At 51.7% G+C, this 23,317-nt stretch carries 24 protein-coding genes; 19 read left to right on the top strand and 5 right to left on the bottom strand.

The genetic code is table 11. The annotated features are described in order from the left end of the window. Positions 1-264: 264 nt before the first annotated feature. Together PsB1_RS09120 and PsB1_RS09115 are read left to right on the top strand one after the other, a co-directional pair. Positions 265-3,978 (top strand): EAL domain-containing protein, encoded by a 3,714-nt coding sequence (locus tag PsB1_RS09120; RefSeq protein WP_284360604.1) that lies wholly within the window; start codon positions 265-267, stop codon positions 3,976-3,978. 140 nt (positions 3,979-4,118) lie between these two features. Beyond that, positions 4,119-5,270 (top strand): chromophore lyase CpcT/CpeT, encoded by a 1,152-nt coding sequence (locus tag PsB1_RS09115; RefSeq protein WP_284360603.1) that lies wholly within the window; start codon positions 4,119-4,121, stop codon positions 5,268-5,270. Between the two features lie 16 nt (positions 5,271-5,286). Here PsB1_RS09115 and PsB1_RS09110 read toward each other — a convergent pair whose 3' ends face one another. The 5 genes from PsB1_RS09110 to PsB1_RS09090 all read right to left on the bottom strand — a co-directional run bounded on the left by PsB1_RS09110 (position 5,287) and on the right by PsB1_RS09090 (position 9,951). Beyond that, positions 5,287-5,517, bottom strand: coding sequence for a hypothetical protein (locus PsB1_RS09110; RefSeq protein ID WP_284360602.1), 231 nt, complete (start codon positions 5,515-5,517; stop codon positions 5,287-5,289). Positions 5,518-5,523: 6 nt separating this feature from the next. Continuing rightward, a complete protein-coding gene (locus tag PsB1_RS09105; RefSeq protein ID WP_284360600.1) occupies positions 5,524-6,813 on the bottom strand; it encodes an adenylosuccinate synthase in 1,290 nt (429 codons plus the stop codon). A gap of 52 nt (positions 6,814-6,865) precedes the next feature. Beyond that, a complete protein-coding gene (gene dapF, locus PsB1_RS09100; protein ID WP_284360599.1) occupies positions 6,866-7,723 on the bottom strand; it encodes a diaminopimelate epimerase in 858 nt (285 codons plus the stop codon). A gap of 912 nt (positions 7,724-8,635) precedes the next feature. Beyond that, a complete protein-coding gene (locus PsB1_RS09095) occupies positions 8,636-8,959 on the bottom strand; it encodes a putative quinol monooxygenase (RefSeq protein ID WP_284360598.1) in 324 nt (107 codons plus the stop codon). Continuing rightward, a complete protein-coding gene (locus PsB1_RS09090; RefSeq protein WP_284360596.1) occupies positions 8,956-9,951 on the bottom strand; it encodes an NADPH:quinone oxidoreductase family protein in 996 nt (331 codons plus the stop codon). Before PsB1_RS09090 ends, PsB1_RS09095 begins: the two co-directional genes overlap by 4 nt. A gap of 128 nt (positions 9,952-10,079) precedes the next feature. Here PsB1_RS09090 and PsB1_RS09085 point away from each other — a divergent pair, with 128 nt between their 5' ends. The 17 genes from PsB1_RS09085 (at position 10,080) to gp17 (ending at position 23,300) form a co-directional block, all read left to right on the top strand. Further along, positions 10,080-10,946, top strand: coding sequence for an isoaspartyl peptidase/L-asparaginase family protein (locus PsB1_RS09085; RefSeq protein WP_284360595.1), 867 nt, complete (start codon positions 10,080-10,082; stop codon positions 10,944-10,946). 102 nt (positions 10,947-11,048) lie between these two features. Further along, the gene (argB, locus tag PsB1_RS09080; protein WP_284360594.1) at positions 11,049-11,978 is read left to right on the top strand and encodes an acetylglutamate kinase; all 930 of its coding nucleotides are present in this window, start codon (positions 11,049-11,051) and stop codon (positions 11,976-11,978) included. Next, on the top strand, positions 11,975-12,694 hold the full coding sequence (locus PsB1_RS09075; RefSeq protein ID WP_284360593.1) for a pyrimidine 5'-nucleotidase: 720 nt from the start codon (positions 11,975-11,977) through the stop codon (positions 12,692-12,694). The genes argB and PsB1_RS09075 overlap by 4 nt, the downstream gene beginning before the upstream one ends. Positions 12,695-12,697: 3 nt before the next feature. Continuing rightward, positions 12,698-13,069 carry a tRNA-binding protein gene (locus tag PsB1_RS09070; protein ID WP_284360592.1) on the top strand — a complete coding sequence of 124 codons (372 nt, stop codon included), beginning with the start codon at positions 12,698-12,700 and terminating at the stop codon, positions 13,067-13,069. Positions 13,070-13,169: 100 nt separating this feature from the next. Next, positions 13,170-14,021, top strand: a complete 852-nt coding sequence (dapD, locus tag PsB1_RS09065; protein WP_284360590.1) for a 2,3,4,5-tetrahydropyridine-2,6-dicarboxylate N-succinyltransferase — start codon at positions 13,170-13,172, stop codon at positions 14,019-14,021. A 2-nt stretch (positions 14,022-14,023) separates the two neighbouring features. Beyond that, positions 14,024-14,506, top strand: coding sequence for a DUF3291 domain-containing protein (locus PsB1_RS09060; protein WP_284360589.1), 483 nt, complete (start codon positions 14,024-14,026; stop codon positions 14,504-14,506). A gap of 9 nt (positions 14,507-14,515) precedes the next feature. After that, the gene (locus PsB1_RS09055; protein ID WP_284360588.1) at positions 14,516-15,487 is read left to right on the top strand and encodes a Gfo/Idh/MocA family protein; all 972 of its coding nucleotides are present in this window, start codon (positions 14,516-14,518) and stop codon (positions 15,485-15,487) included. Between the two features lie 28 nt (positions 15,488-15,515). Then, positions 15,516-16,670, top strand: coding sequence for a succinyl-diaminopimelate desuccinylase (dapE, locus tag PsB1_RS09050; protein WP_284360587.1), 1,155 nt, complete (start codon positions 15,516-15,518; stop codon positions 16,668-16,670). Between the two features lie 72 nt (positions 16,671-16,742). After that, positions 16,743-17,570, top strand: a complete 828-nt coding sequence (locus PsB1_RS09045) for a hypothetical protein (RefSeq protein WP_284360585.1) — start codon at positions 16,743-16,745, stop codon at positions 17,568-17,570. Positions 17,571-17,801: 231 nt separating this feature from the next. Further along, the gene (locus PsB1_RS09040) at positions 17,802-18,101 is read left to right on the top strand and encodes a hypothetical protein (protein ID WP_284360584.1); all 300 of its coding nucleotides are present in this window, start codon (positions 17,802-17,804) and stop codon (positions 18,099-18,101) included. Further along, positions 18,004-19,191 carry a DNA-packaging protein gene (locus PsB1_RS09035; RefSeq protein WP_284360582.1) on the top strand — a complete coding sequence of 396 codons (1,188 nt, stop codon included), beginning with the start codon at positions 18,004-18,006 and terminating at the stop codon, positions 19,189-19,191. Before PsB1_RS09040 ends, PsB1_RS09035 begins: the two co-directional genes overlap by 98 nt. Positions 19,192-19,205: 14 nt before the next feature. Next, positions 19,206-20,399 carry a phage portal protein gene (locus PsB1_RS09030; RefSeq protein ID WP_284360581.1) on the top strand — a complete coding sequence of 398 codons (1,194 nt, stop codon included), beginning with the start codon at positions 19,206-19,208 and terminating at the stop codon, positions 20,397-20,399. Continuing rightward, the gene (locus PsB1_RS09025; protein WP_284360580.1) at positions 20,396-20,659 is read left to right on the top strand and encodes a hypothetical protein; all 264 of its coding nucleotides are present in this window, start codon (positions 20,396-20,398) and stop codon (positions 20,657-20,659) included. The genes PsB1_RS09030 and PsB1_RS09025 overlap by 4 nt, the downstream gene beginning before the upstream one ends. Continuing rightward, the gene (locus PsB1_RS09020; RefSeq protein ID WP_284360579.1) at positions 20,659-21,120 is read left to right on the top strand and encodes an HK97 family phage prohead protease; all 462 of its coding nucleotides are present in this window, start codon (positions 20,659-20,661) and stop codon (positions 21,118-21,120) included. Before PsB1_RS09025 ends, PsB1_RS09020 begins: the two co-directional genes overlap by 1 nt. Before the next feature lie 19 nt (positions 21,121-21,139). Further along, positions 21,140-22,363, top strand: coding sequence for a phage major capsid protein (locus PsB1_RS09015; protein WP_284360577.1), 1,224 nt, complete (start codon positions 21,140-21,142; stop codon positions 22,361-22,363). A gap of 11 nt (positions 22,364-22,374) precedes the next feature. Then, a complete protein-coding gene (locus tag PsB1_RS09010; protein WP_284360576.1) occupies positions 22,375-22,899 on the top strand; it encodes a head-tail connector protein in 525 nt (174 codons plus the stop codon). Continuing rightward, a complete protein-coding gene (gene gp17 / locus PsB1_RS09005) occupies positions 22,896-23,300 on the top strand; it encodes a DUF3168 domain-containing protein (protein ID WP_284360574.1) in 405 nt (134 codons plus the stop codon). Before PsB1_RS09010 ends, gp17 begins: the two co-directional genes overlap by 4 nt. The last annotated feature ends 17 nt before the right edge of the window (positions 23,301-23,317 follow it).

Genomic DNA, 23,317 nt, shown 5'->3' with positions numbered 1-23,317 from the left:
ACATCATGATTAGTTCAACAATTGGAGTAATATATGATTTTTCGAGATCTCCTTAAGGTGAGCGCTTGATTGGGGTAATACTCCTTTTTGTCATGGTCATTCAGTTTTTGGTGTGTTGGATTTGGTGATCTCTAGTCTAACCCAATGACTCGTTTAACCTATGGATTAGACTCGTAAAAAGGCAAAGATGGATTAGTTTTTAACGCAGACTTAAGGTCATTCACTTACCAGTGAGAATTGCTACCTCTTGCTAGGTCCAATAAAGTGAAATTCCAAACGGGTTTAATTGGGTCTGATCCCACTTTTTTGACTAAAGGTGGTCAGGATAATCCCAAAAGCATAGATTTAAGCGGACAAGATGGTTATGGTATGACCAAAGGCGACCATCAACCAAACAAAGATGCAAAGCATTTCTCCATGCATCAATGGATGAGTAGTATCTTGCTTGGAGCAATAATATGTACTGTTTTGCCCTTCACGCTCTTTTTTGCCGTCCAAGACCTTGCGATACGGACGCAATTGCGTTGGGCACAGACCCGCATGGCTACGCATAGCTTAGCCGTTAAAGTTGCTCCTTTTGTCAAGAGCGGGGATCGACAAGGTATCAAAGCCGCCCTTGAGGCAGAAGCGCGGGCACAAGGCGTGCTTTATTTGCGTGTTGAGACGATGGGTGGTGCCCCGCTTGCCGAATTAGGTCGCCCCAATCCACTAAGCAGACTAAGCCCAATCCCCGTATCAGTTCCAAGTGTGAATTCACTTTTGGCAACACACACGATCGATGCGGTGGCATTGGTTGAACAAGATGGTCATATTATTGGTAAAGTCTATATGCTTCATGCTGGCGGTGATGTGATATACCGCTTCCTTCAATCTATCGCGCTGGCATTGGGAGTGACACTTGGGGCTTTGATGATTGCTTATGTAATGGTGCGCCGTGGTTTGGGGTCGATGCTAGAACCTGTGGCCGGGCTTGTTCAATCGATGACTAGCCTAGCTGCAAATGGTGAGTTTAAGGTCCCTCCTTTAAGTAAAACCGCGCGTGAGTTTATACCTTTGATTGAGAGCTTTGCAGGCTTATGGCAGGTCGTGCGTGAACGTGAGCACAAACAAGATGCAAACAAAAGCCGATTGGAAACTGAATTAACCGTTCGCACCAATGATTTTTTGATCGAACGTGATCGTGCAGAGAAGGCCAGTTCTGCGACGAGTGAATTCCTTGAGACCCTCAGTCACGAAATTCACACGCCCATGACCGGCATTCAAGTTGTGGCTGAATTGCTGGCCGCTGAAGCTCTGCCGATCGCTTCGCGGCGCTATGTGGATACAATCGTTAAATCTGGACGTAGCTTATTGGCGGGTATTGGAGATATTTTGGATGTTGGCAATAGCGAGGGGAGGAAATCGGATCCTGAAATCTGTGTTGTAGATGTGGTCGATTTAGTGGATGCAATTGTCACTCTGTTTTTCGATAAGGCCCGCTCGCAGGGATTAGAATTAGTCGCTTCAGCCCATCCGTGCGCTCCACGCATGGTGGCGGTCGATGGGGTCCGCTTCGGACAGGTTTTGGCACATTTGATCTCGAATGCTCTGAAATATACCCATGGTGGATATATATTGGTGCGCATAGAGCCTGATCGGGATGCGCAGTTTTGGCGCTTAATTGTACAAGATACTGGGCTTGGGATGTCGGAGGAAAAATTAGCCAGTTTATTCAACGATAATCCTAAAAATCATGCAAATGTAGTGCATCGGTTTGTCGATACCAGTTTAGGTTTGAATAATTCCAAGCGCTTGATTGAAGCCATGGGTGGGCAAATCGGGGCGATTAGTAAGGAGGGGCTTGGCACCCGTGTGCATGTTCGTTTACCCGCTATCACCGATGAAACTCCCGTTTATGCGAGCCCGCCTGACTTGGCCCTACGTACGATTCCTGCCCGTGTGTGCATTGAGGTGGAACGACCTGTAGAAGCCTGGGCGATCACACGACGATTTACGGCTGCTCATGGCGTCATGCATAAGGTGTCCGAGGAAAATCTTGACCTAATTATATGCGATCTTGAGAAGTTTACAGGGTTGCCTAAGGGCATTAACCCAACAAAAATTGTGTTGATTGGGGACCCAAAAGATCAAAGTTCGGATGCATTAGTTCAGGCTGGCCATGCAATTGCTTGTCTCAAGCGCCCGATCAGACATACTGATTTAGATCAATTGATTGGCGCTTTGCAGCAAGAGTCAGGCTTTGTGTTTCCTCAGATCAAACCTGATACCTACCCCATCACCTTGGTGTATCGTGGTGCAAAAGTTTTGCTGGTAGATACCGATGACGTAAACCGTCACGTGGCAGTTGAGGCGCTAGCCCGTTTTGAAATCAGAGCAGATGTCGCCTTGGACGGTCAAGCAGCATTGTCTAAACTATCCCAATTTCCTTATGATTTACTCCTCATTGGTAGCACAACTACCGACATAGATGGGTTTGGATTGATCCGGGACATTCGCAAACGAGAACATGAGCTAGGTCTGCCACGTTTGGCTATCGTCGCAGTCAGCCCCCACAAGGTGGGATCTGCTGGCAAGGTTTGGGAACAAAGCGGTATTGACGGAATCTTATATCGGCCCTTCACTTGGCTTAGTATGGGTGAAGTGCTCAAAGCGCATTTGCCATCAAGGCTGGCGGCAGAAAACCAGAGCATGGCCGAGGTCAGCATATTTGATACTCATGGGTCCGCCGCCAATCAAGCACTTGAAGCCAGTGAAGAAGCTTTGTTCGATGAATGTGTGATCGTGCCTTTCTTGCGTGATCTTAAAACCCATCGTCGAGATTTTGTCCTCCGTGTTGTGGGCTTGTTTAACACCCAAGCCCCAGCAGCTTTAGCTGATTTACAACAGGCGCTCGATGGTGATGATCTCGATAGTATGGCCAAGACTGCCCATTCGCTCAAATCCATGAGCTTGAATATTGGGGCGCGGGTTGTGGCAAAATTGGCTGGAAGTATCGAAGCGGCAGCACGAGCGTTTCACCTACCAGTTCAAGGAGATATTGACCAAACCAGTGGGGCCTTATACCGAACCTTAGACCGATTAAATGAACTGATGGAAGCCGGACTCGGAGATGCTGACACTCAAACTGTGAATCTCGAAACCAAACAAACTTTGGTTGAAGTGATGGCTTTGGCCAAACTGACGGCAGAGGAAAAAACGGTACGAGAAGAACTGGAAGCTGATTTAGAGACCGGGGCATTAAGTTTGGTCTATCAACCCTTATTTGATAGTTCGGGTAATCATGTAATCTCAGCGGAAGCGCTTCTACGCTGGGATCGCGGTGATCGCAACCCATTAGGGCCTGACGTCTTTATTCCCATCGCCGAAAAATCTGGTTATATCATCCATATTGGCCATTATGTTCGCCAATCTGTTTTTGCTGAAACCCAAGATTGGGGCCATTTGCCGATCGCCATAAATGTATCCCCACTTGAATTGATGGATGAAAATTTCGTTGGTGATCTCAAAGAATTGTTTTCAGAAACGGGCTATGACCCAAGCCGGGTGGTGTTAGAAGTGACAGAAACCGCCTTTCTTGGCGAACCAGAACGGGTGCGCGCTTTATTTGGGGAACTCAAGGCCATGGGATGTAAACTGGCTTTAGACGATTTCGGGGTTGGCTATTCGAGTTTAACAACGTTGCATCGCTTTGGGTTTGATAAAATCAAAATTGATCGCGAATTTGTGACAAGTCTTGATCTAGACGCCAAAACATCGCTTGAGGCTTTAGCCATAATCCAGGCGGTTTCGAGCATCGGCCAAGCGATTGGGCGTGAAGTCATTGCTGAAGGGGTGGAAACACATACACAGCATGCATTTCTAAAATCAGCCGGAGTACACAGCTTACAGGGCTTTTTATTTGGCAAACCAGTCCCGGCTGTTGAATTCGCCTGCGTCTATCTGACTGAAAAAATCGCCGATCGGGCTATGGCATCATGATGTGATTGATCTAAGCGCATCGATAAACCCGCTTTGGATACACAATATGGCGATGTTTGGCCCTCTGGTAACTGACATCAAAATCATGGCAAGCATTGCATAGGTGGCTTTGGATCAATAGGGACGAAAAGGGTTTAACGATGGTGCGGCGTGCAAGGCATTTACTGCAGTGGCTCGTATTGGGATGGGTTAGCCTCTTAATCTTCGCACCCAAACTTGGATTTAGCCAAGTCCCTCCCCCTGAAATACCCTTTTCATTAATGGCAACTCCCGATCCTAATACTAAGCCACTAAACATTGTGCCCAGCCAAGTAGCTCCTCCGGCTACACCCTTGGCCGTTCAAGTGGCCATGTCTAAACCCATCAATGATCCAGCTATGAAAGCGGTACTGGAAAAGGATTTAGCTGATTTAGCTAATGTGTTGGCCGGCCGGTGGGATAATGAGTTACAAACGTTTTTTGAGCCAGAACTTGCAATACCTGCTTCTAAACGCCATGAAAGACTCCATGTTTTTGTGAAGCCAATTGATGCGTCAGCCTTTGGTGGACCTAGTTTTTATGTTGAATATCGAAAAGGCGGCGAGGCAGGACCGATTGTTCGTCAGCGCGTTTGGCATTTGCGAATTGACCAAGACTTAATGGCGATCAGAATGGCTGGTTTCGCGCCAAAAGATCCTAAGCCTCTTGAAGGTGCTTGGCGCCAGACAATCGCTGCAGATCTTTTGAAAAAAGAGGCTTTCATCCCAGTGACTGGCTGTGACATCATTTGGAGGCGTCGTGGTGATGGTTTTAGGGGCGAAACCCGGCCTACTGCGTGTAAGCTCGTTACCAATGCGGATAAACGCATTCTGACCGTGTCTGAATATCATGATATATCGGCTGATATCTGGGAAGTTCGCGATGTCGGGGTCGATGAAAAAGGTAATCGCGTCTTCGGGGGTGCCGAAGCCATTCCAACGCGTTTGAAACGCGCGCGCACCTTCATCTGTTGGGCGGGTGTAGTTAGAGGGGGTGATCGGAGCACAGTCTCTGACTTGGTGATCCATGATCAAGGGGGTATGGCTAATGTCGTGGTACCTGGAAACCCGGCTTCTCAATTTCGCATTCGACTTCGTTCGGTTGAATGGCCTATGGGTCTCAATCGGCCATCATTGACCCTCTATCTATTGCTTGACGGGGATGATCGTGCCGAAGGCTACGTATGGGGCGAGATAAATGCGCAACGCCTAGCCTTGGATTTGGCAGGAACCCAAGTCAGTTGTACCAAGGAAGAGCGTGCTTTGTGGCGTTAGGATGACGCATAAAGTTTCATCTCCCAAAAAACTTAATAATAATGACGATCAAAAGCGTCGTGACCCCAATTTTTAAGATGCCAAACGCGCGCATGATGCGGCCAAGTTTTGCCATGTTTTCTTGATGCAGTGCTTGTTCTTGCGGCGTTAGCTCAGGGCTTGTCCTATAATCGTCTTCATCATCCGGCCCATGATCGGTTAAGTGGACTTGGGGTCTGTTGGGAGCAGGTGTGTGTGTGTGATCCATCCCTTCTCAGCTTTCAAACGGGTCACGCACCAAAATGGTATCATCGCGCTGTGGGCTGGTGGACAATAAGGCCACCGGACGGGTGACCAATTCTTCAATGCGCCGCACATATTTAATTGCATTGGCAGGCAAATCCTTCCAAGAGCGCGCGCCTTGGGTTGTCTCTTGCCAACCGTCAAAATGCTCAAAAATCGGCTCCACGTGGGCTTGATCCTTAAGGCCCGCTGGAAACCAATCTAGTGCTTGATTCCCAACACGGTAACCGACGCAGACTTTAAGTTGCTCAAATCCGTCCAGCACATCCAACTTGGTGAGTGCTAACCCGCTGATGCCCCCAACAATGGCAGCTTGGCGAACTAGGACTGCATCAAACCAGCCGCAACGACGAGGTCGGCCCGTAACTGTCCCAAATTCGTGTCCGCGTGCGCTGATTTGCTGGCCGATATCGTCAAGCAATTCAGTTGGAAATGGGCCTTCACCAACGCGGGTGGTATAGGCTTTACAGATGCCCAAGACATAGCCCAAGGCATTTGGACCCATGCCGGTCCCTGCTGCTGCTTGACCCGAAACGGTGTTGGAGGAGGTGACATAGGGATAAGTTCCATGGTCAATATCCAAAAGGGTTCCTTGAGCCCCTTCAAATAAAATCCGACGCCCACTTTTGCGGGCCTCTTCAAGCACCTTCCACACCGGCTTTGCAAAGGGCATTATATTTGGTGCCAGCGCCAGAAGCTCAGCCTTGATAGCAGACCCATCTAGCTTAGGTAAATCAAGGCCTTTGCGTAGAGCGGTATGATGGGCCAAGAGGCGCTCTATCTTGGCCTCTAAGGCTTCAGGATCGGCTAGGTCGGCGACCCGTACGGCGCGACGCCCCACTTTGTCTTCATAGGCCGGTCCAATACCACGCCCGGTGGTACCAATTCTGCTCTTACCTGCTTGGGCTTCGCGTGCGCTGTCTAAATCGCGATGCAGGGACAATATCAATGTCGCATTATCTGCAAGGACCAAAACACTCGGATCAATTTTGACGTCCTGGTCACTAATCCGCTTGATTTCATCGAGCAGGGCATGGGGGTCAACTACTACGCCATTGCCGATCACCGAAAGCTTTCCCTGCACCACGCCTGAGGGTAGCAAAGAAAGTTTATAAACTTTATCACCAACCACCAAAGTATGGCCTGCATTGTGGCCACCCTGGAAACGTACGACCACATCGGCGCGATCACTGAGCCAATCAACAATCTTGCCCTTGCCCTCGTCCCCCCATTGGGCACCGACAACCACTACATTCGTCATGAGAGCACACTCCTTGCTTGCGCGCGGTGCTTGGGGGTTAAGGTGGGAGACGTCAAGCCGATGGGCTGCGATCAAAGAGCGTCGTGTTGATACAGCCTTCGGTTTCAAGTTCAACTGGACCAGTCATAATGACGTGATTATCGCTAACACGCCACTCAATCGTCATCGTGCCTCCACTGACCTCGATATCTGCTAAGCGATTGCACAAGCCACGTCGGACGGCGGCTACAAGGGCAGCACACGCACCAGTTCCGCAGGCTTTTGTCTCACCGATCCCGCGTTCCCATACCCGCAGTCTGATCTGACTGTTGGAGATGATTTGTGCGAAGCCAACATTGACCATTTCTGGGAATAAGGGATGATTTTCAATCATCGGCCCCAGTTTTTGAACAGGCGCTAAGTCCGTATCTTCGACGAAGACAATACAATGGGGGTTTCCCATACTCAAGGCGGTGGGGTGATCCAGATTTGCTTCATCATATTGGCTTAGGTTAAGAGCGACACTTAAGGTATCCATTGGTGCACTCAAGGGGATATGGTCCCAATCCAACAAGGGTTCGCCCATGTCGACACTGATGCTGTCAGCACCCGCTTTACTGGCTCCCAAAAGGCCTGCTTTTGTTTCAATGACCACATGGTCAAAGCCAGAATTACGCATTAAATACCAGGCAACACAGCGCGTACCATTGCCGCAAGCTCCGACTTTTGAGCCGTCTGCATTCCAGATGTCACACTGAATGTCGGCAAGTGGGTTCGTGGGCGGGTTAAGCACCATCAATTGGTCAAATCCAATCCCTTGGCTAGGTTCAGCCAAGGCTCTAACAATCTCTCCCGTCACCACAAAGTGGCTGTCGCGGGCATCCACCACGCCAATGGCATTACCCAATCCATTCATTTTCGCATATTTCATGGGCTGACTATAGGCTTATTTCCCTCAGTTTGAAACATCACGACTATGGACTAGAGAGGTGAGCTTGGCAGGAGACTCCTGCTAGCCTGCTCATTCATGACCAATAATTAATGTGACGCCCCTGTTTTGCCGTATTTGCACCTAGATAGCGCCACAACCAACTTGCATAAGGAGGGTGTCGGTTGGGTCGCAAAACTCTCGCAGGTTCTGGTTTCCCAACAGCCCCCCAGCCCCCCTCCAGGGTCTGCTCACTGCAACTCAGCCGACGCATTGCTTATGACCTGTGTATCTAAGCTTAATATGTGCCCTGAGATACCTTCCCTTCCTTGCATAGGCTTGGAAGGGATATTTTTGTGTATGACGACTTAAAGCACAGACAAATAGGGCTGGTACGATGTGACCAGTGACGGATGCGGCTGCACCCAAGGGCATAAGTAAGCCTTGTGGGGATGCGCTGCCTAGGCCTGTTTTAGAAGCACTGCTGATGGTGTGATTGACATTTGATCTACCCCCGTGCCCAGATCGGGGGATTGCAAAATAGATACATATTAACCGAACTTACAAAAGATAGTGCAACCTGTCAGCACTGGTTAGATCAATCTAGACATGGGTCTATTGAAAAGCTTGTCCGGCATTGTTGAAAAGACCATCCAAACTTTACTTGGTGTGACGGCGTGCTCCATAACGGCTTTGATCAGCGCCGCGTCTTTTCTAGCACATTCATGCCAATTCAGTCATTCCTATCAAGACTTCAAGCTGAGTACCTTTTCAACTTGAGTGTCCAGAGTAACATTGCGCTTTCTTCTTGTATGCGCACCCGCGTCTCAAGTGCGATTGCGGTGGCAGAACCGTAACATGGGTGAGTTTGCTTTAACACTTCCTATCAAAAGCTTCCTTTCATGGGCCCTGACACTAAAGCGGCACCTCAAAACTAATGCCATAGGTCGTTATATCGTCATCACACAGACCAAGCTCATTCCATTTGGACCGCCATAATTTGAGGTGGTTGGAGTCGCGGTGCCGTCTTAGTGCAGAAATATCGGACCATACCTCAAAAATTCGGACGATCATTGGTTCGAACGCGTCAATGGAATAATAATAGCACTCGCATCCTTCTTCGGCGCGCGAGGCAGAAGACATAGCGGCCATAGCGGCCAGAACGGGTAAAGTTACGCCTCGCTTCGCCCGCACACTTCCTGCGACAATCACACGCCCTAAGGCCATTGTTTCGCTCATAGTTGAACAACAACCTTTCCCGTTACTTTGCGGTCCATCAAATGGCGGATCGCCTTGGCCCCTTCTGCTAACGGAAAATGGGCTGACACATGCGGCTTAATCTTACCCTTTGCGTAGAGTGACATGAGTTCTGCAATATTTTCCTGATTGGCATTTGGGTTGCGCGCGGTAAAAGCACCCCAGAATACGCCGATAATTTGGCAAGATTTTAACAATGTCAAGTTGAGTGGGATGGAAGGAATCCCTGCAGGGAAACCAATGACCAGAAATCGGCCTCCCCAGCCAATTGCCCGCAAGCTTGCTTCGGCATAAGCGCCGCCTACACCATCGTAAATTACATCAGCACCATTGGGGCCGCAGGCCTTCTTGAACAAATCCGCCAATGCCTTTTTGCCGTCAGCATCAAATTCACCGGTTGGGTAAACAAGGCCTTCATCGGCACCATGGGCGAGGCAGACATCGACTTTTTCTTGGGTTGAGCAAGCGGCAATGACTTTCGCGCCCATGGCTTTACCAAGCTCAACCGCTGCAAGGCCAACCCCCCCGGCAGCCCCCAAAACCAAGAGCGTCTCACCAGCTTTCAAGTGCCCGCGATCTTTCAGGCCATAATGGCTGGTGCCATAGGTCATGATGAAAGCGGCGGCTTCATCAAACGGCATGGCGTCAGGGATGGGGATGCAGCGCGCGGCGGGCAAAGCAATCTTTTCAGCCAATCCGCCCCAACCAGACGAGCCAATCACACGATCGCCGACTTTTAAATGGGTTACACCTTCGCCGATAGCAGAGACGACGCCCGACACTTCACCACCAGGTGCAAACGGGCGCTCTGGTTTGAATTGATATTTATCTTGAATGATCAAAACGTCAGGATAATTGATGCCGACTGCTTTCACATCGAGAATGACCTCATCTTTACCAGCGATGGGATCAGGTAAGTCAGTCATGCTGAGGGTTTCTGGCAAACCGATAGTGTGGGATAAAAGCGCCTTCATGCTGCGTCTCCTGAGCAATTTGTTTTGTCAGGCATAGCGAAGTGCTAGGCTTCGTACTAGAGGATGTGTTTTGATTTCTCATTTTGTTGGGTACTCGTTGGTTTTGCGCGGGTTATAAGGAGAGTTTCATGGCTTGGGCATTGGCACTTCATGGCGGGGCTGGGCCTGCACGCGGGCGCACCTATGACCGCGAAGAAGCTCATATGGCAGAGGTTCTGAAGCGCGGTGCCGATATGTTGGAAGAAGGATTGTCCGCGCTAGACGTGGTTGTCTCCATGGTGCGTGAGTTGGAAGATTCTGGTTTCCATGTTGCGGGCAAGGGTGCTTCGGCCAATGCCAATGGCGAGTATGAATTAGATGCCGCGGTGATGGACGGCTCATTGCGTCGCGCGGGGGCTGTGGCGGCCTTAATTGGCTTCCGCTCACCCATCATGGCAGCGCGCGCGGTCATGGAACAAACTCCACATGTCTTACTGGTGGGGAACGGGGCCAAGGCCTTTGCCCTAGAGATGGGCCTCGAAGAAATTGAAGAACCTCACGCTTATTACACCCCAGCGGTTAGCCGCCAGGTGGATCCTGGTGAATTAGCTCATGGCACAGTTGGGGCCGTGGCGCGTGACATAGGCGGACGTTTGGCAGCTGCAACTTCAACTGGCGGGCTTTTGAACAAAATGCCAGGCCGGGTTGGCGATACGCCTTTGATTGGGGCGGGTACGTGGGCGGATGAGCGCGTGGCGGTTTCTTGTACCGGGCAAGGCGAATATTTCATGCGCGCTGCCGTCGCCGCGGATATCTCCGCCCGCGTGCGCTATGGTGGGCAGACTTTGGCTTTTGCATGTGCTGGGGCCTTGGCTGATATGGAAACCCAAGGTGGCGATGGTGGCTTGATCGCTGTTGATGCCATGGGCAACGTTTCAGCACCTTTTGTCAGCGAGGGTATGAAGCGTGGCATCGCCACCCATACCGGCCGATTTGAAGTCAGCACCTTTCGCTAAAGCAGCCGTTTGCCTCACTGCCAAGGTAAACTGACTTGGCGGGGGGGGCAGAGCCCGCTAAAGCGAACATCCTTCCTTGATGCCTGAGGGAATCGACTAAAGATGAATGCCAACATTGCCTCTCCCAGCAAAACTGCGAACGCTATTGCGACCGCCAAGACCTTGGCGGAGGCGCTGCCCTTTATCCAGCGCTATGACCGCGAGACGGTGGTGATCAAATATGGCGGCCACGCGATGGGCGATGAGGCGACTGCACAGCGCTTTGCAGCAGATGTTGTGTTATTAAAGCTGGTGGGTATCCACCCGGTCGTCGTTCATGGCGGCGGGCCGCACATCAGTGCCATGCTGAATAGGGCAGGGGTAAAGTCTGAATTTGTTGACGGATTACGCGTCACAGATTCGGCGACCATGGAAATCGCCGAAATGGTGCTGTCGGGTGCAGTCAATAAACAATTGGCGCATTGGATTACACAAGCTGGTCGCGAAGCCGATGTGCGCGGGGTCGGTCTATCAGGCAAGGATGCGCGGCTCTTCACCGTAGAAAAAGTAGTACGTACCCGTAAAGACCCTGAAAGCCGGATCGAGCAAGTAGTCGATTTAGGCTTTGTCGGCGACCCCAAAGAGGTCGATGCGCAATTGGTCAAAACCTTGATTAAGGCTGAGCAAGATTATGTTCCGGTGATTGCCCCCATCGGCGTTGACTCCGCTGGTGCCACCTTCAACATCAATGCCGATACGGCTGCGGGAGCCTTAGCAGGCGCACTAACTGCGAAGCGCTTTTTACTGCTCACGGATATAGAGGGCGTAAAAGATTTAGATGGCAATCTGATCACCGATATGACGATTAAGGACGCCAAAGACTTGATAGGCTCAAATATTGCTCATGGCGGGATGATACCCAAATTAGAAACAGCGATCGGTGCCCTCGAAGCGGGGGTGGAAGCCGTTGTGATTCTCGACGGGAGAACCCCCCATGCTATTTTGAACGAATTGTTCACCGATCAGGGATCAGGAACCCTTATCCACTCATGAAACTTAAGGCCTTAAAGAAGCTTTTTTTTGCACAAGATTGGGTGTTTGACCTCGATAACACGCTCTATCCTGCAGAATGCGATCTATTTGCGCAAATGGATGTGCGTATGACCGAGTTTGTTGGCCGTTATCTGGATCTTGACTATGACGCAGCAAAAGCCAAGCAAAAGGATCTGTACATGACTTACGGTACGACCTTAAATGGCATGATGCACGAGCATGATATGCCAGCCGCTGCTTTCCTCGATTATGTGCATGATCTAGACTATAGCCCCGTTGTGCCTGCACCGAAATTGCGCACAGCGATCTCCGCCTTACCTGGGCGCAAACTGGTGTTCACCAATGGCTCACGCGGGCATGCGCAGCGCACGCTCAACGCTTTGGGTCTAGAAAATATTTTTCATGATGTCTTTGATATTGAGGCGACAGGTTATGTGCCCAAGCCAAAGCGTGAGGCTTTTGAAGTACTGATTGAGCGCCATATGGTTGAGCCTTCCAAAGCAGTTATGGTTGAAGATATGTCGCCCAATCTTTTAACCGCGCACGAGTTGGGTTTTTCGACCATCCTTGTTTGGTCTTGGAAAGATTGGAGTCATGAACCCGCTCTTGGTCGCCCTGCCGGCCCAGTGGATGAAACGCCGGACCACGTGCACCACGCCACCTGTGATCTGACTGCCTTTTTGGAAGCGGTGGTGGCAGCTGGGCAGGCAAATTGATTCATGCATAAGAGCCATGACCCCCACGCACCAGCAGCTATACCCATTGAGTTCGACGATTTCTTGAAGGTGGATATCCGAGTTGGCACCATTGTGGCCGCAGAAAATTTTGAGAAAGCACGCAAGCCATCTTACATCTTGATGATCGACTTTGGTTCGACTTTAGGGATTAAGAAATCCTCAGCTCAGATTACGGTGCATTATCGCCTTGCTGAACTGGTCGGTCGTCAAGTCGCTGCCGTCGTCAATTTTCCGCCGCGCCAAATCGGGCCCATCCGTTCTGAAGTGCTCACGCTTGGTTTCCCACACGCAAATGGCGAAGTTGTGCTTTTTGCACCAGACCAAGGCGTCCCCAATGGCGGGCGTTTGTTTTAAAGGCGAAGATCTTGTGAGGCTTGCAATTGCACCAAACCCGAAGGACAGGCATAGCAAAACAGCCTAAGACCAACCTTATAAGCGGAAATTGACAACGCCCATGACTGATCTAATCCGACTTGAAGCCACGATTAACGCCGCATGGGATGATCGGATGTCCATTACGACAGCGACCGTGGGCCCGGTCCGCGACGCTGTGCATGAGGCGCTAAACCGTTTGGATGGTGGCCAAGTGCGCGTGGCTACGCGCGGTGCAGACGGCGTTTGGACGACGCATCAGTGGCTGAAGAAGGCCGTGCTTTTGTCCTTCCGGCTTAATGATAATTATGTCATCGATCCCGAACACGACACCCAACCCATTCAAAATGCCGGCCGGGCTTTTGATAAAGTTCCCTTAAAGACCGCGCGTTGGCATGAGGCCGATTTCCGCGAAGCGGGCTTTCGCATGGTACCTGGCGCTGTTGTACGCCATGGTAGCTTTATCGCCAAGGGTGCGGTTTTGATGCCAAGCTTTATCAATATCGGGGCCTATGTCGGCGAAAACACCATGATTGATACGTGGGCGACGGTGGGCTCTTGCGCGCAGATTGGTGCCAATGTGCATATCTCAGGCGGTACGGGCATTGGCGGGGTATTGGAGCCCCTACAAGCTGGCCCGGTCATTATTGAGGATAATGTGTTTGTGGGCGCGCGCTCAGAAGTCGCTGAAGGGGTGATTGTGCGCGAAGGGGCGGTGATTTCAATGGGCGTTTTTCTTGGTGCCTCAACCAAGATCATTGACCGCGCGACGGGTCAGGTTTTCCGCGGCGAAGTACCGTCTTATGCCGTTGTTGTGCCGGGATCTTTGCCCGATCCAAAGGGCGGGCCCAGCCTATCATGCGCCGTGATAGTCAAAACCGTAGACGCACAAACGCGCTCTAAAACGGGCATCAATGAGCTTTTGCGCGACTAAACATGCTGTTTGCCCAGCCACCCTTACATTTTTTGGCGCAAATCAATGTTGCTCGTGCCAATTATGATCAAGATGATCCAAGGTTTTTAGGCTTCATCAGCCGTATTGACGCGGTCAATGCCCTGGCCGAACGCGCACATGGCTTTGTCTGGCGGCTTAAATCGGAAGCGGGAAGTGCTATGGATATCCGCGCAGCCGAAGACCCGCGGTTTTTAGTCAATATGAGCGTTTGGCAGATGCCCAAGGCCCTGTACCACTTTGTTTGGAAGACTGTCCATGTGAAAGTCTATAACCAACGCAAAGACTGGTTTGATCCACTTGGTAGCGCCCATATGGCGTTTTGGTGGATTCCGCGAGATGACATCCCAACCCTCGAAGACGGGATGGCCCGACTTGCTTGCTTAGACCTTCATGGCCCAACGGAATATGCCTTTGGCTGGGATAATTTGCCGCCATTATCACCCGAAGAACCAAATGGCGGATAGGGGAACACCATGCATTTAAGGTTTGCGATTTTAGGGGCAGCACGGATCGCAAAGTCCGCATTGATCGATCCCATTAGCGATCATCCTAACGCAAGCTTGGTTGCAATTGGTGCTTCAAGCCTTGAGCGCGCCCGCGAATTTGCGATGACCCACGCTATAGCCCATGCTGGTACTTATGACGACATTTTGGCCCGCACCGACATTGATGTGATTTATATCGCCTTGCCGCCCGTCGCCCATTTTGAATGGAGTCTTAAAGCCCTTGAGGCAGGCAAACACGTGATGCTGGAAAAGCCTGCAACTGTGAATGAAGATCAAGCGAAAGTTCTGGTCGAGGCAGCTCAACAAGCGGGGCTGCGGCTGATTGAGGCTTTTCACTACCGTTGGCATCCATTGTTTGTGTGGGTAATGGACATTTTGAAGGCGGGCGAACTTGGTGCCCTCAAGACAGCCTATGCCGAATTTAGTGCCCCAATTGTGCGCAATGCGACCGAATTTCGGTGGCGTGCCGATCAAGGCGGTGGTGCGCTTGCCGATTTGGGTTGTTATACGGTGAGCTGGTTGCGCCATATTAGCGGGCAGGAGCCCCAAGTAACGACTGCGACGAGCGAGCTTGAGCCCGACGGCATTGACCGGCGTACACAAGCGCATTTTTCCTTTCCATCCGGTCTAGAAGCCGATCTGGTCTGCGATATGGATCCAGAAGCGGGCAGGCAGCCACCTAAACTGATCATAGTGGGTGAGGAAGGCCGGCTTGATATCGACAATCCCCTGGCCCCCCAATATGGCGCGGAATTGGTCTTTACGCGGGCAGGGCAGGTCACGCGCAAGACCTTCCCGCGACGCACCACCTTTGCCTATCAGTTTGACGGCATTGTCGAAGCGATCTTGAACGATCAGCCTGTTTGGACTGAAGGAGCAGATATCATCGGTAACGCTGCCGCCATGGCTGCGATCCGCAAGGTCGCCGCCTCTGGCTAGAAACCCAATTGTGCCCTAGTTTAGCGCTATGACTGTTACACAACTGGATCCAATTGCGCTTGCATGTGATTTAATTCGCAAACCCTCCGTCACACCAGCTGATCTTGGGGCCTTAGATGTTGTGGAGCGCGCACTCAAGGATTTGGGCTTTCAGGTCAAGCGCTATCGGTTTGAGGATATTGATAATCTTTACGCGCGCCATGGTACAAAGTCCCCCAATTTCTGCTTTGCCGGTCATACCGATGTTGTGCCAACGGGTGATCTGACGCAATGGTCGGTGGATCCCTTTGAAGCGGCTTTGCGTGACGGCTTTTTGATTGGTCGTGGCGCAGCGGATATGAAGGGCGGAATTGCTGCCTTTATCAGCGCAACTGCGCGGTATTTGACCCGAAATCCAAATCCAAAGGGATCGATCTCGTTTCTCATCACGGGTGATGAGGAGGGCTTGGCACTCCATGGTACCAAACGCCTATTGGAAGCCATTACAGCGGAAGGTGAGCGCTTGGATCATTGCTTGGTTGGCGAGCCGACTAATCCCAACGCCCTAGGCGATATGATCAAAAATGGCCGGCGCGGCTCTTTAAACTGCACGATCCAAGTTACAGGCGTGCAAGGTCATGTGGCCTATCCTCATAAAGCGTGCAATCCAATACGGGCTTTGATTGGCCTGTTAAGCACGCTGCAAAATCACTGTCTCGATGAAGGCGTTGAAGGATTTCAGCCGTCCAATCTTGAAGTCGTAACCCTAGACGTCGGCAATCCCGCGACCAATGTCATTCCAGAGCGCGCAACAGCACGGCTCAATATCCGGTTTAATACTGCCCATAGTGGCGCAAGCCTGACTAATTGGTTGCAGGATCAAGCAAGCCAAACCGAGCGGCTATATGGCGCTAAAATTGAACTAAACATTCACGTCTCCGGTGAGGCCTTTTTTACCCAACCGGGGCTACTTACCCAAATTGTGCAAGATGCGTGCGAGACCGTGACCGGGCGACGGCCTGAGTTATCGACAACAGGTGGCACCTCCGATGCGCGCTTTATCAAGGATTACTGCCCCGTGTGCGAATTTGGCTTGGTGGGGGCGACCATGCATCAGATCAATGAGAGGGTGCAAACTAGGGATATCGAAATCTTATCCCAAATCTACGAAGCTGTTTTAGAATGTTATTTTAAGCTAGCTTAGAATTTCGCAAAGTCTGGATTTCACTTTATCTATGAGTCACGCCATACTAGTGTCATGGCGCGCACCCCTTTTATGTTTAATCCGAAATTTCTACTCCATGACCTTAAAGAAGGCTTTGCAGCAGCCCAAGCCCGGGCCGGGCATGAAGGTGGCTTAATGGCCCTGTCTGCGGGTGGTTTGTTACTGGCTTTTATTGCTTTGGCGCTCTTAGCACCTTTTGCGATACAGGCACCAGGCTTGGTGTCCTATGGGCTTGGTGTTTTGATAGTGATCCTCATAGTGGCTGCGACCGCTACGGGTGCTTTCGCGCTTTGGCGCTTAATGATCGGTGCCCCTATGCAAGCAGGCGACAAGGCTAACCTAACAGGCTTTGCCCCCTATAATCCCAATGCGGTACTAGCAGCCTTGTCCGATGCCGAGGATGCGGGTTTGAGCCCATCAGGTCGACGCCAATTCTTTGATGCACTGACCGGGCGCGTACAAGGTTATTCGATGGCGGCCTTTCAAGTCGATCATGATGTATTCTTGGTCATTAGGCTCAAAGAAACTCTAAAATCTAGCTTTATTTTTGCACCAAAATCAGTACCTTGGCCATATCCTTTGCCAAAGGGTGGGCCGCTTACACCAGTACCGCCGCCAGGCGGCGTCAATGGATTGGCTTGGTCAAACAATCGCGATTTTGGCTTAAAATGGACCAAGCGTTTGGGGCCTGCCATGGCTATGTCAGAGGCTGGTGGGGAAGCTCCTTTTTTAAGCCTTCGCCAAAAAGCATTGGTTCTGCGCTGGTCTGCTGGCGATGTTGGAACAGCCAGCCTAATTGGACGTGAGTTAATTGGCGCGATAGCACGTCGCGATGATTGTTTGCCTCAACCCAATCTCAGCACGGACGCTTTGATTTAAATCAGCCAAGGTACGATCGACTTAACTGACCTTAACGCCAATTACCTTTGCATGGGTCACTGCTTATCCATACGTTATTCCACCAACCGGACCAGCAAGGTGGTTGTTCTATAGGATATTGGTCAGCCAAAGCCGAATTGTAATTTTTTCTCTCAGACCGACCTCCCAAACTAGTCATGCTTGAACCCAAGGCGAAAGGCCCTTCAGCGGCTGCACGATTTGGAGAAAGTTATGACACGTGGTTTCACACCCGAAAAATCAGACGCTCACCGTCTTACGCCCAAAGCGGAAGCCGAGCGCGCCCGCCTTGTTGCGGCGTTGGAATTTCAACTCAATCGCCTCGCTGCCAGTCTCGAAGCGAAACGCGCTTCTTGCAGCTCTGAGCCTAGACGAGTTGTTAATCCTACGCCACTTTTGGGCGTTTTACGCGCGGGTGAGCCAGCTTCCTCCACCAGGCCCGTGGCGGACGTGGTTGATCCTAGGGGGCCGGGGGTCGGGAAAAACCCGCGCCGCGGCCGAGTGGGTGCGTAAGCAGATGGAAAGCGCCACCTGCAGCCGCATGGCCCTGATTGGTCCCACGTTCGCGGATGTCCGCGATGTGATGGTAGAGGGCGAGTCGGGCTTACAAGCCATCGCACCACCCATGAACCGCCCAAAATATGAAATATCTCGCCGACGGCTTGTATGGCCTAATGGAGGTCATGCGCTTTTATTCTCGGCTGAAGACCCAGACAGTCTGCGGGGGCCTCAATTTGATGGTGCTTGGGGAGATGAGTTAGCAGCTTGGGCCAAGCCTGATGATATGTTTGCAACCTTGCGCCCAGCTTTACGCCTTGGTCGAAATCCAAAACTGGTCTTATCGACCACACCACGTCCTATACCCGCCCTAAAAGCACTCTTGAATGACCCAAGCTGTGTCGTTACACGCTCCGCAACCGCCGATAATGAGCACTTTTTGTCGGAAGGCTTTTTAGAGGATTTGACCGCCCGTTGGCACGGCACAATCTGGGCGCGTCAGGAACTTGATGGCGATCTTATCGAAGACCCTGCTGGCGCGTTGTGGGATCGACAAGCGATTGCTTCGGCGCGCACTACGGCATTTGAAGGCACCTATGATCGGATTGTGGTAGCGGTCGACCCACCTGTGAGCTTGGGCGAAAAAGCAGATTTGTGCGGTATCATTGTTGCTGCTGCAGGTGGGAATGGCCCAAGTCGCCGCGCCATTGTTTTGGCCGATCTATCTGAGCAGGGCTTAAGTCCCAACCAATGGGCGGATAAAGTAGCCAAGGCCTATAGCCAGTTTGGTGCCAATCTGATCGTCGCTGAAGCCAATCAAGGTGGGGAATTGGTGCGCACGGTGTTACGCCTTGCTGCACCTGAGGCACCAATACGTCTCGTTCACGCCAGCCACGCCAAGCGCGCCCGGGCAGAACCTGTAGCTGTGCTCTACACCCAAGGTCGCGTTAGCCATATCGGCTATTTTCCAGCTCTGGAAGATCAAATGTGCAGCTTTGGTGCACCTGGATTTTCAGGCTCCCCAGACCGCGTTGATGCTTTGGTATGGGCCTTGACCGACTTAATTTTGGATCAAAATGCGCGGCCTTCCGCCCGTAACTTATGAATGGATATTCATTAATGACGCCTTTTCCTTTTTTCAAACGCCGCCCAAAACTAACCTTGGGCTCGGGTGAAGCCAAGGCAAGTTCGCCTTTCTTGGCCTATACCAGTCCGGGGCGGCCAGTTTGGACTCCTCGGGACTATGGTGCTTTGGCGCGTGAGGGCTTTCAGCGCAATGCGATTGCCTATCGCTGCGTTCGCTTGGTGGCAGAAACGGCTGCGTCGGTTCCTTTGAATCTGCGCGATGGCGCGGGTCAGCCCCACCCCTTAGCGAACCTGTTTTTACAGCCCAACCCCGAACAATCGGGGCCTGAATTGCTCGAAGCTTTTTTTGGTCATCTCCAAATCGCTGGAAATGGATGGTTGGAAATGGTAGCTTTGGATGGTTTACCGCGCGAAATCTGTGTGCTGCGCCCTGATCGGGTTCGTATTATTCCAGGTGTTTCCGGCTGGCCAGATGGTTGGGAGCATGATGCAGGTGGCGTCAAAAGGCGAATCTGGCGCGATACTGCCACTGGGCGAGCACCCATTTGCCATCTCAAGCTCTTTAATCCAGCAGACGATCTCTACGGCCAATCACCCTTAGAAGCTGCGGCCATTGCGGTTGATATCCATAATGCAGGCGGGGCTTGGAATAAGGCCTTGATTGATAATGCCGCACGCCCTTCAGGGGCATTGGTTTATCGAGGTATGCCAGGCGCGGAGCGTTTGAGCGAAGAGCAATTTGAGCGCCTGAAAGCAGAGCTTACCCAAGCCCATACTGGTGCCTCTAATGCTGGTCGACCATTATTGCTGGAGGGCGGGCTTGAGTGGACCAGCATGAGTTTGACACCCGCCGAAATGGACTTTGTTGAAGCACGGCGGGCTGCTTCACGAGACATTGCATTGGCTTTTGGTGTGCCACCCATGCTTTTGGGAATTCCAGGAGATTCCACCTATTCCAATTACAAAGAAGCCAATTTGGCGTTCTGGCGCCAAACGATTTTACCCTTGGTATCAAAAGCCGCTGCTTGTTTGGCAAATTGGCTCGCACCATGGGCTGATGTGTCACTTACCATCACCCCTGATTTAGAAGCGGTACCCGCTCTCAGTGGTGAGCGCGAAGCATTTTGGGCGCGTTTGGAGACGGCTTCATTCCTAAGTGTGGATGAAAAGCGCGTGCTCGCTGGATTTCCTCCCCTCAATTCGAACTTTGATCAGGTGTCCTCATGATTGATCACCCAGAGCCATACAATTATAAAGAAATACCTCAATTTAGGTTGACCTTAGCCATCCTTGTGACTCTGATACTGCAAGCCATTGCCGGTTTGTTATGGGTTGGCGCCGCGGCGCAACGCCTCGACGATCTTGAGCTTGAGGGCAAACGTCAACAGCCCATTCTAGAGCGTATTGCCCGCATCGAAGCGGAACTGGGTGCTGTGCGGGCGAGCTTGGTTCGGATTGAAAATCATATGGATCGAGAGGTGCCCTAATGGAGTCTTTGACCATAGCTGGATATGCTAGCTTGTTTGGCAGCCTCGATTTAGCCTTAGACGTGGTTGAGCGCGGTGCGTTTGATCGCACCTTGCGGGCCAAACCATGCTCTGAAATTGCCATGCTTTTCCAGCATGATGCCCGCCAATCGATTGGTCGGTGGGTAGAAGCAACTGAAGATGATAGCGGGCTTTGGATGCGTGGCTTGATCGAGGCTGATCATCGTACAGGCCAGAAGGTTATCGCGCTGGTGCAAGCAGGTCTTGCTGATGGACTATCTATTGGTTTTCGCGCCTTGGAGGCAACGCCACGCCCCGGTGGGGGGCGGATCTTAAAGACGATTGATTTGCGCGAAGTATCAATCGTCACTTTCCCCATGTTGCCACGCGCCCGCTTGCGGGTCCGTGAAGCTGCGCCGCGTAACAATCAGGCGCCATCATTTCAACAAACCGCCGCTTAACCGGCAAAAGGAGCATAAAATGGATACTAACTTAACCCAGTCGCCCGAAGCACGGGCGGCCCATAACGAACTCTTGTCTGCTTTTGAAGCCTTCCGGGCCGCCAATGATCAACGATTGGCGGAGATCGAAAAGAAGTCTTCTGCGGACATTTTACTAGAAGAAAAAGTGGATCGCATTGATCGTAGCTTAAACCGCGCACAAACCGCCCTTGACCGACTGACCCTGACGGGTCTTCGTCCGAACCAGACGGGAACTACATTGATTGATCATCAAGAAGCCAAAGCAGCTTGGGCAGGCTTTATGCGCCGGGGCGATGAGACAGCTTTAGCCCAGATTGAAGCGAAAGCTCTTTCGGTTGGTGTCGCCAGTGATGGTGGTCATGTTGCACCTCCAGAAGTACAAGCCACCATTGACCGGCGCATTTTTGCATCCTCGCCAATGCGTCGCTTAGCTTCGATTCGCATGACCCAATCGAGTGTATTCCGCAAACCGATTGCGACAACAGCACCTGCGGTTGGGTGGGTTGCGGAAACTGGAACACGTGCTGAAACGGCAACCCCTTCCATTGATTTATTATCGTTTCCGATTGGGCAAATCTATGCGATGGCCGCAGCCACCCAAACCCTGTTGGATGACGCCCTGCTCGATATGGATCAATGGTTGGCAGGGGAAATTGCTGAAAGCTTCGCTGCTGCGGAAAGTGTTGCCTTTATTACGGGCGATGGCGTCAATAAGCCGCGCGGTCTTCTAGCCGCGACCACAGCACCCGACGCCACTGCAACTTGGGGTCAATTGGGCTATTTGGCCACTGGAGTCGCAGCAGGCTTTGCAGCGACCAATCCAGTTGATCGCTTAGTGGATTTAACTTATGCGCCCCGCACCCAATATCGCAGCAATGCGACGTTTATGATGAACCGTCGTACTGTCGGCCAAGTGCGTAAATTCAAGGATTCCACTGGTCAATATATCTGGCAACCTTCTTTGGTTGCGGGACAGCCTGCCACTTTGTTGGGCTTCCCAATGGTCGAATGTGAAGACATGCCCGATGTCAGCAGCGGCGGGTTCGCCATCGCTTTTGGGGACTTTGAAAAGGGCTATTTGATCGTTGACCGTGCTGACATCTCTATTTTGCGCGATCCGTATTCGAACAAACCGTTTGTCATGTTTTATGTGACCAAAAGGGTCGGCGGGGGTGTTCAGAATTTTGACGCCATCAAACTTCTTAGATTCGCTGTCAGCTAAGGCTTAAACGCATGGCCCTGGAAATTCTTGTCCCCCCGGTGGGGGAGCCCGTTAGCGTCTTGGAAGTCCGCGCCTATCTTCGGATTGGTAGCGAGGGTGATGATGCAATCCTTGCTTTATTGATCGGGGCGGCGCGAGAAGCGTTTGAAGTACGCACCGGGCGTGCTTTGATCACCCGGCAGCTGCGCCAGACTTTCCTAGGGCCAATGGGGCCGGGCATTGTGGTGCCCGGCGCCAGCCCGGTCCAAGCCATCCTCACCGCTTCGGTCCTCGATGAAAAAGGTGTGCCCACACCTGCTACAAGTGAATTAGTTCGCCTATTGGATGGCAAGTTTAACATAAGCCAAACGGTGTTTGGACTTGTAGTGGACTATCGTGCTGGTTACGCCACCGCTGCCCAAATCCCGCAAGCCTTTAAGCTTGCCATCATCGAGGCGGTAGGGGAGGCATTGGCCCGCCGAGATGGCCTCACTACGGATCTCAAGGCGCTTGGTCCGGCTCTTTGGGACCGCAACATCCAAGGCGTCAAGCTATGACCGCTATAGCATGTCAAAAGGCATTAGAGGCCACATTTAAAGCCGATACCGCAGTAAAATCAGCCTTGGGTAATCCAGCCCGTATCTTTGATGCCCCTGTAAAGCTGGCTGCCTATCCCTTTGCAGTGTGGCGGCGTTGGGAAACCCGGTCTGTAGACGTTTCAGGGGTGCCGACACAAGAACATATCGCAACCCTTGAAGTGGTTTGCCGCCAATCGGGTGCCGAAGAAGCACGCAAAGCCGTAGCAGCCCTAGCGGCCTGTGCCACCGGACCGCGCCCAAGTGCCAGTGGCGCACGCATTGTGTTGGTTTTGCCCCTCTATAGCGACGTGATGCGCGCCGTGGATGGGCGAACCTGGCTCGGAATTGTTCGCCTTAAGATCATAGCTGAAGCTATCTGAATATAAATTCATAAAGG

Origin of the sequence: Candidatus Phycosocius spiralis (assembly GCF_030158815.1) — a bacterium.
GTDB lineage: Bacteria > Pseudomonadota > Alphaproteobacteria > Caulobacterales > Aquidulcibacteraceae > Aquidulcibacter > Aquidulcibacter spiralis.
The sequence above is the reverse complement of the archived record's forward strand: the minus strand, read 5'-3'. Positions and strand labels throughout refer to the sequence as shown.

Excerpts from the sequence above, each read along its gene's own strand:
- dapD (WP_284360590.1), top strand. The coding sequence starts at position 13,170 with ATGACTGATCTAATCCGACTTGAAGCCACGATTAACGCCGCATGGGAT.
- dapE (WP_284360587.1), top strand. The coding sequence starts at position 15,516 with ATGACTGTTACACAACTGGATCCAATTGCGCTTGCATGTGATTTAATT.
- PsB1_RS09105 (WP_284360600.1), bottom strand. The coding sequence starts at position 6,813 with ATGACGAATGTAGTGGTTGTCGGTGCCCAATGGGGGGACGAGGGCAAG.
- PsB1_RS09115 (WP_284360603.1), top strand. The coding sequence starts at position 4,119 with ATGGTGCGGCGTGCAAGGCATTTACTGCAGTGGCTCGTATTGGGATGG.
- PsB1_RS09020 (WP_284360579.1), top strand. The coding sequence starts at position 20,659 with ATGGAGTCTTTGACCATAGCTGGATATGCTAGCTTGTTTGGCAGCCTC.
- PsB1_RS09110 (WP_284360602.1), bottom strand. The coding sequence starts at position 5,517 with ATGGATCACACACACACACCTGCTCCCAACAGACCCCAAGTCCACTTA.
- PsB1_RS09085 (WP_284360595.1), top strand. The coding sequence starts at position 10,080 with ATGGCTTGGGCATTGGCACTTCATGGCGGGGCTGGGCCTGCACGCGGG.
- PsB1_RS09075 (WP_284360593.1), top strand. The coding sequence starts at position 11,975 with ATGAAACTTAAGGCCTTAAAGAAGCTTTTTTTTGCACAAGATTGGGTG.
- PsB1_RS09090 (WP_284360596.1), bottom strand. The coding sequence starts at position 9,951 with ATGAAGGCGCTTTTATCCCACACTATCGGTTTGCCAGAAACCCTCAGC.
- PsB1_RS09055 (WP_284360588.1), top strand. The coding sequence starts at position 14,516 with ATGCATTTAAGGTTTGCGATTTTAGGGGCAGCACGGATCGCAAAGTCC.
- argB (WP_284360594.1), top strand. The coding sequence starts at position 11,049 with ATGAATGCCAACATTGCCTCTCCCAGCAAAACTGCGAACGCTATTGCG.
- PsB1_RS09015 (WP_284360577.1), top strand. The coding sequence starts at position 21,140 with ATGGATACTAACTTAACCCAGTCGCCCGAAGCACGGGCGGCCCATAAC.
- gp17 (WP_284360574.1), top strand. The coding sequence starts at position 22,896 with ATGACCGCTATAGCATGTCAAAAGGCATTAGAGGCCACATTTAAAGCC.
- PsB1_RS09040 (WP_284360584.1), top strand. The coding sequence starts at position 17,802 with ATGACACGTGGTTTCACACCCGAAAAATCAGACGCTCACCGTCTTACG.
- PsB1_RS09010 (WP_284360576.1), top strand. The coding sequence starts at position 22,375 with ATGGCCCTGGAAATTCTTGTCCCCCCGGTGGGGGAGCCCGTTAGCGTC.
- PsB1_RS09025 (WP_284360580.1), top strand. The coding sequence starts at position 20,396 with ATGATTGATCACCCAGAGCCATACAATTATAAAGAAATACCTCAATTT.
- PsB1_RS09070 (WP_284360592.1), top strand. The coding sequence starts at position 12,698 with ATGCATAAGAGCCATGACCCCCACGCACCAGCAGCTATACCCATTGAG.
- dapF (WP_284360599.1), bottom strand. The coding sequence starts at position 7,723 with ATGAAATATGCGAAAATGAATGGATTGGGTAATGCCATTGGCGTGGTG.
- PsB1_RS09095 (WP_284360598.1), bottom strand. The coding sequence starts at position 8,959 with ATGAGCGAAACAATGGCCTTAGGGCGTGTGATTGTCGCAGGAAGTGTG.
- PsB1_RS09045 (WP_284360585.1), top strand. The coding sequence starts at position 16,743 with ATGTTTAATCCGAAATTTCTACTCCATGACCTTAAAGAAGGCTTTGCA.
- PsB1_RS09030 (WP_284360581.1), top strand. The coding sequence starts at position 19,206 with ATGACGCCTTTTCCTTTTTTCAAACGCCGCCCAAAACTAACCTTGGGC.
- PsB1_RS09060 (WP_284360589.1), top strand. The coding sequence starts at position 14,024 with ATGCTGTTTGCCCAGCCACCCTTACATTTTTTGGCGCAAATCAATGTT.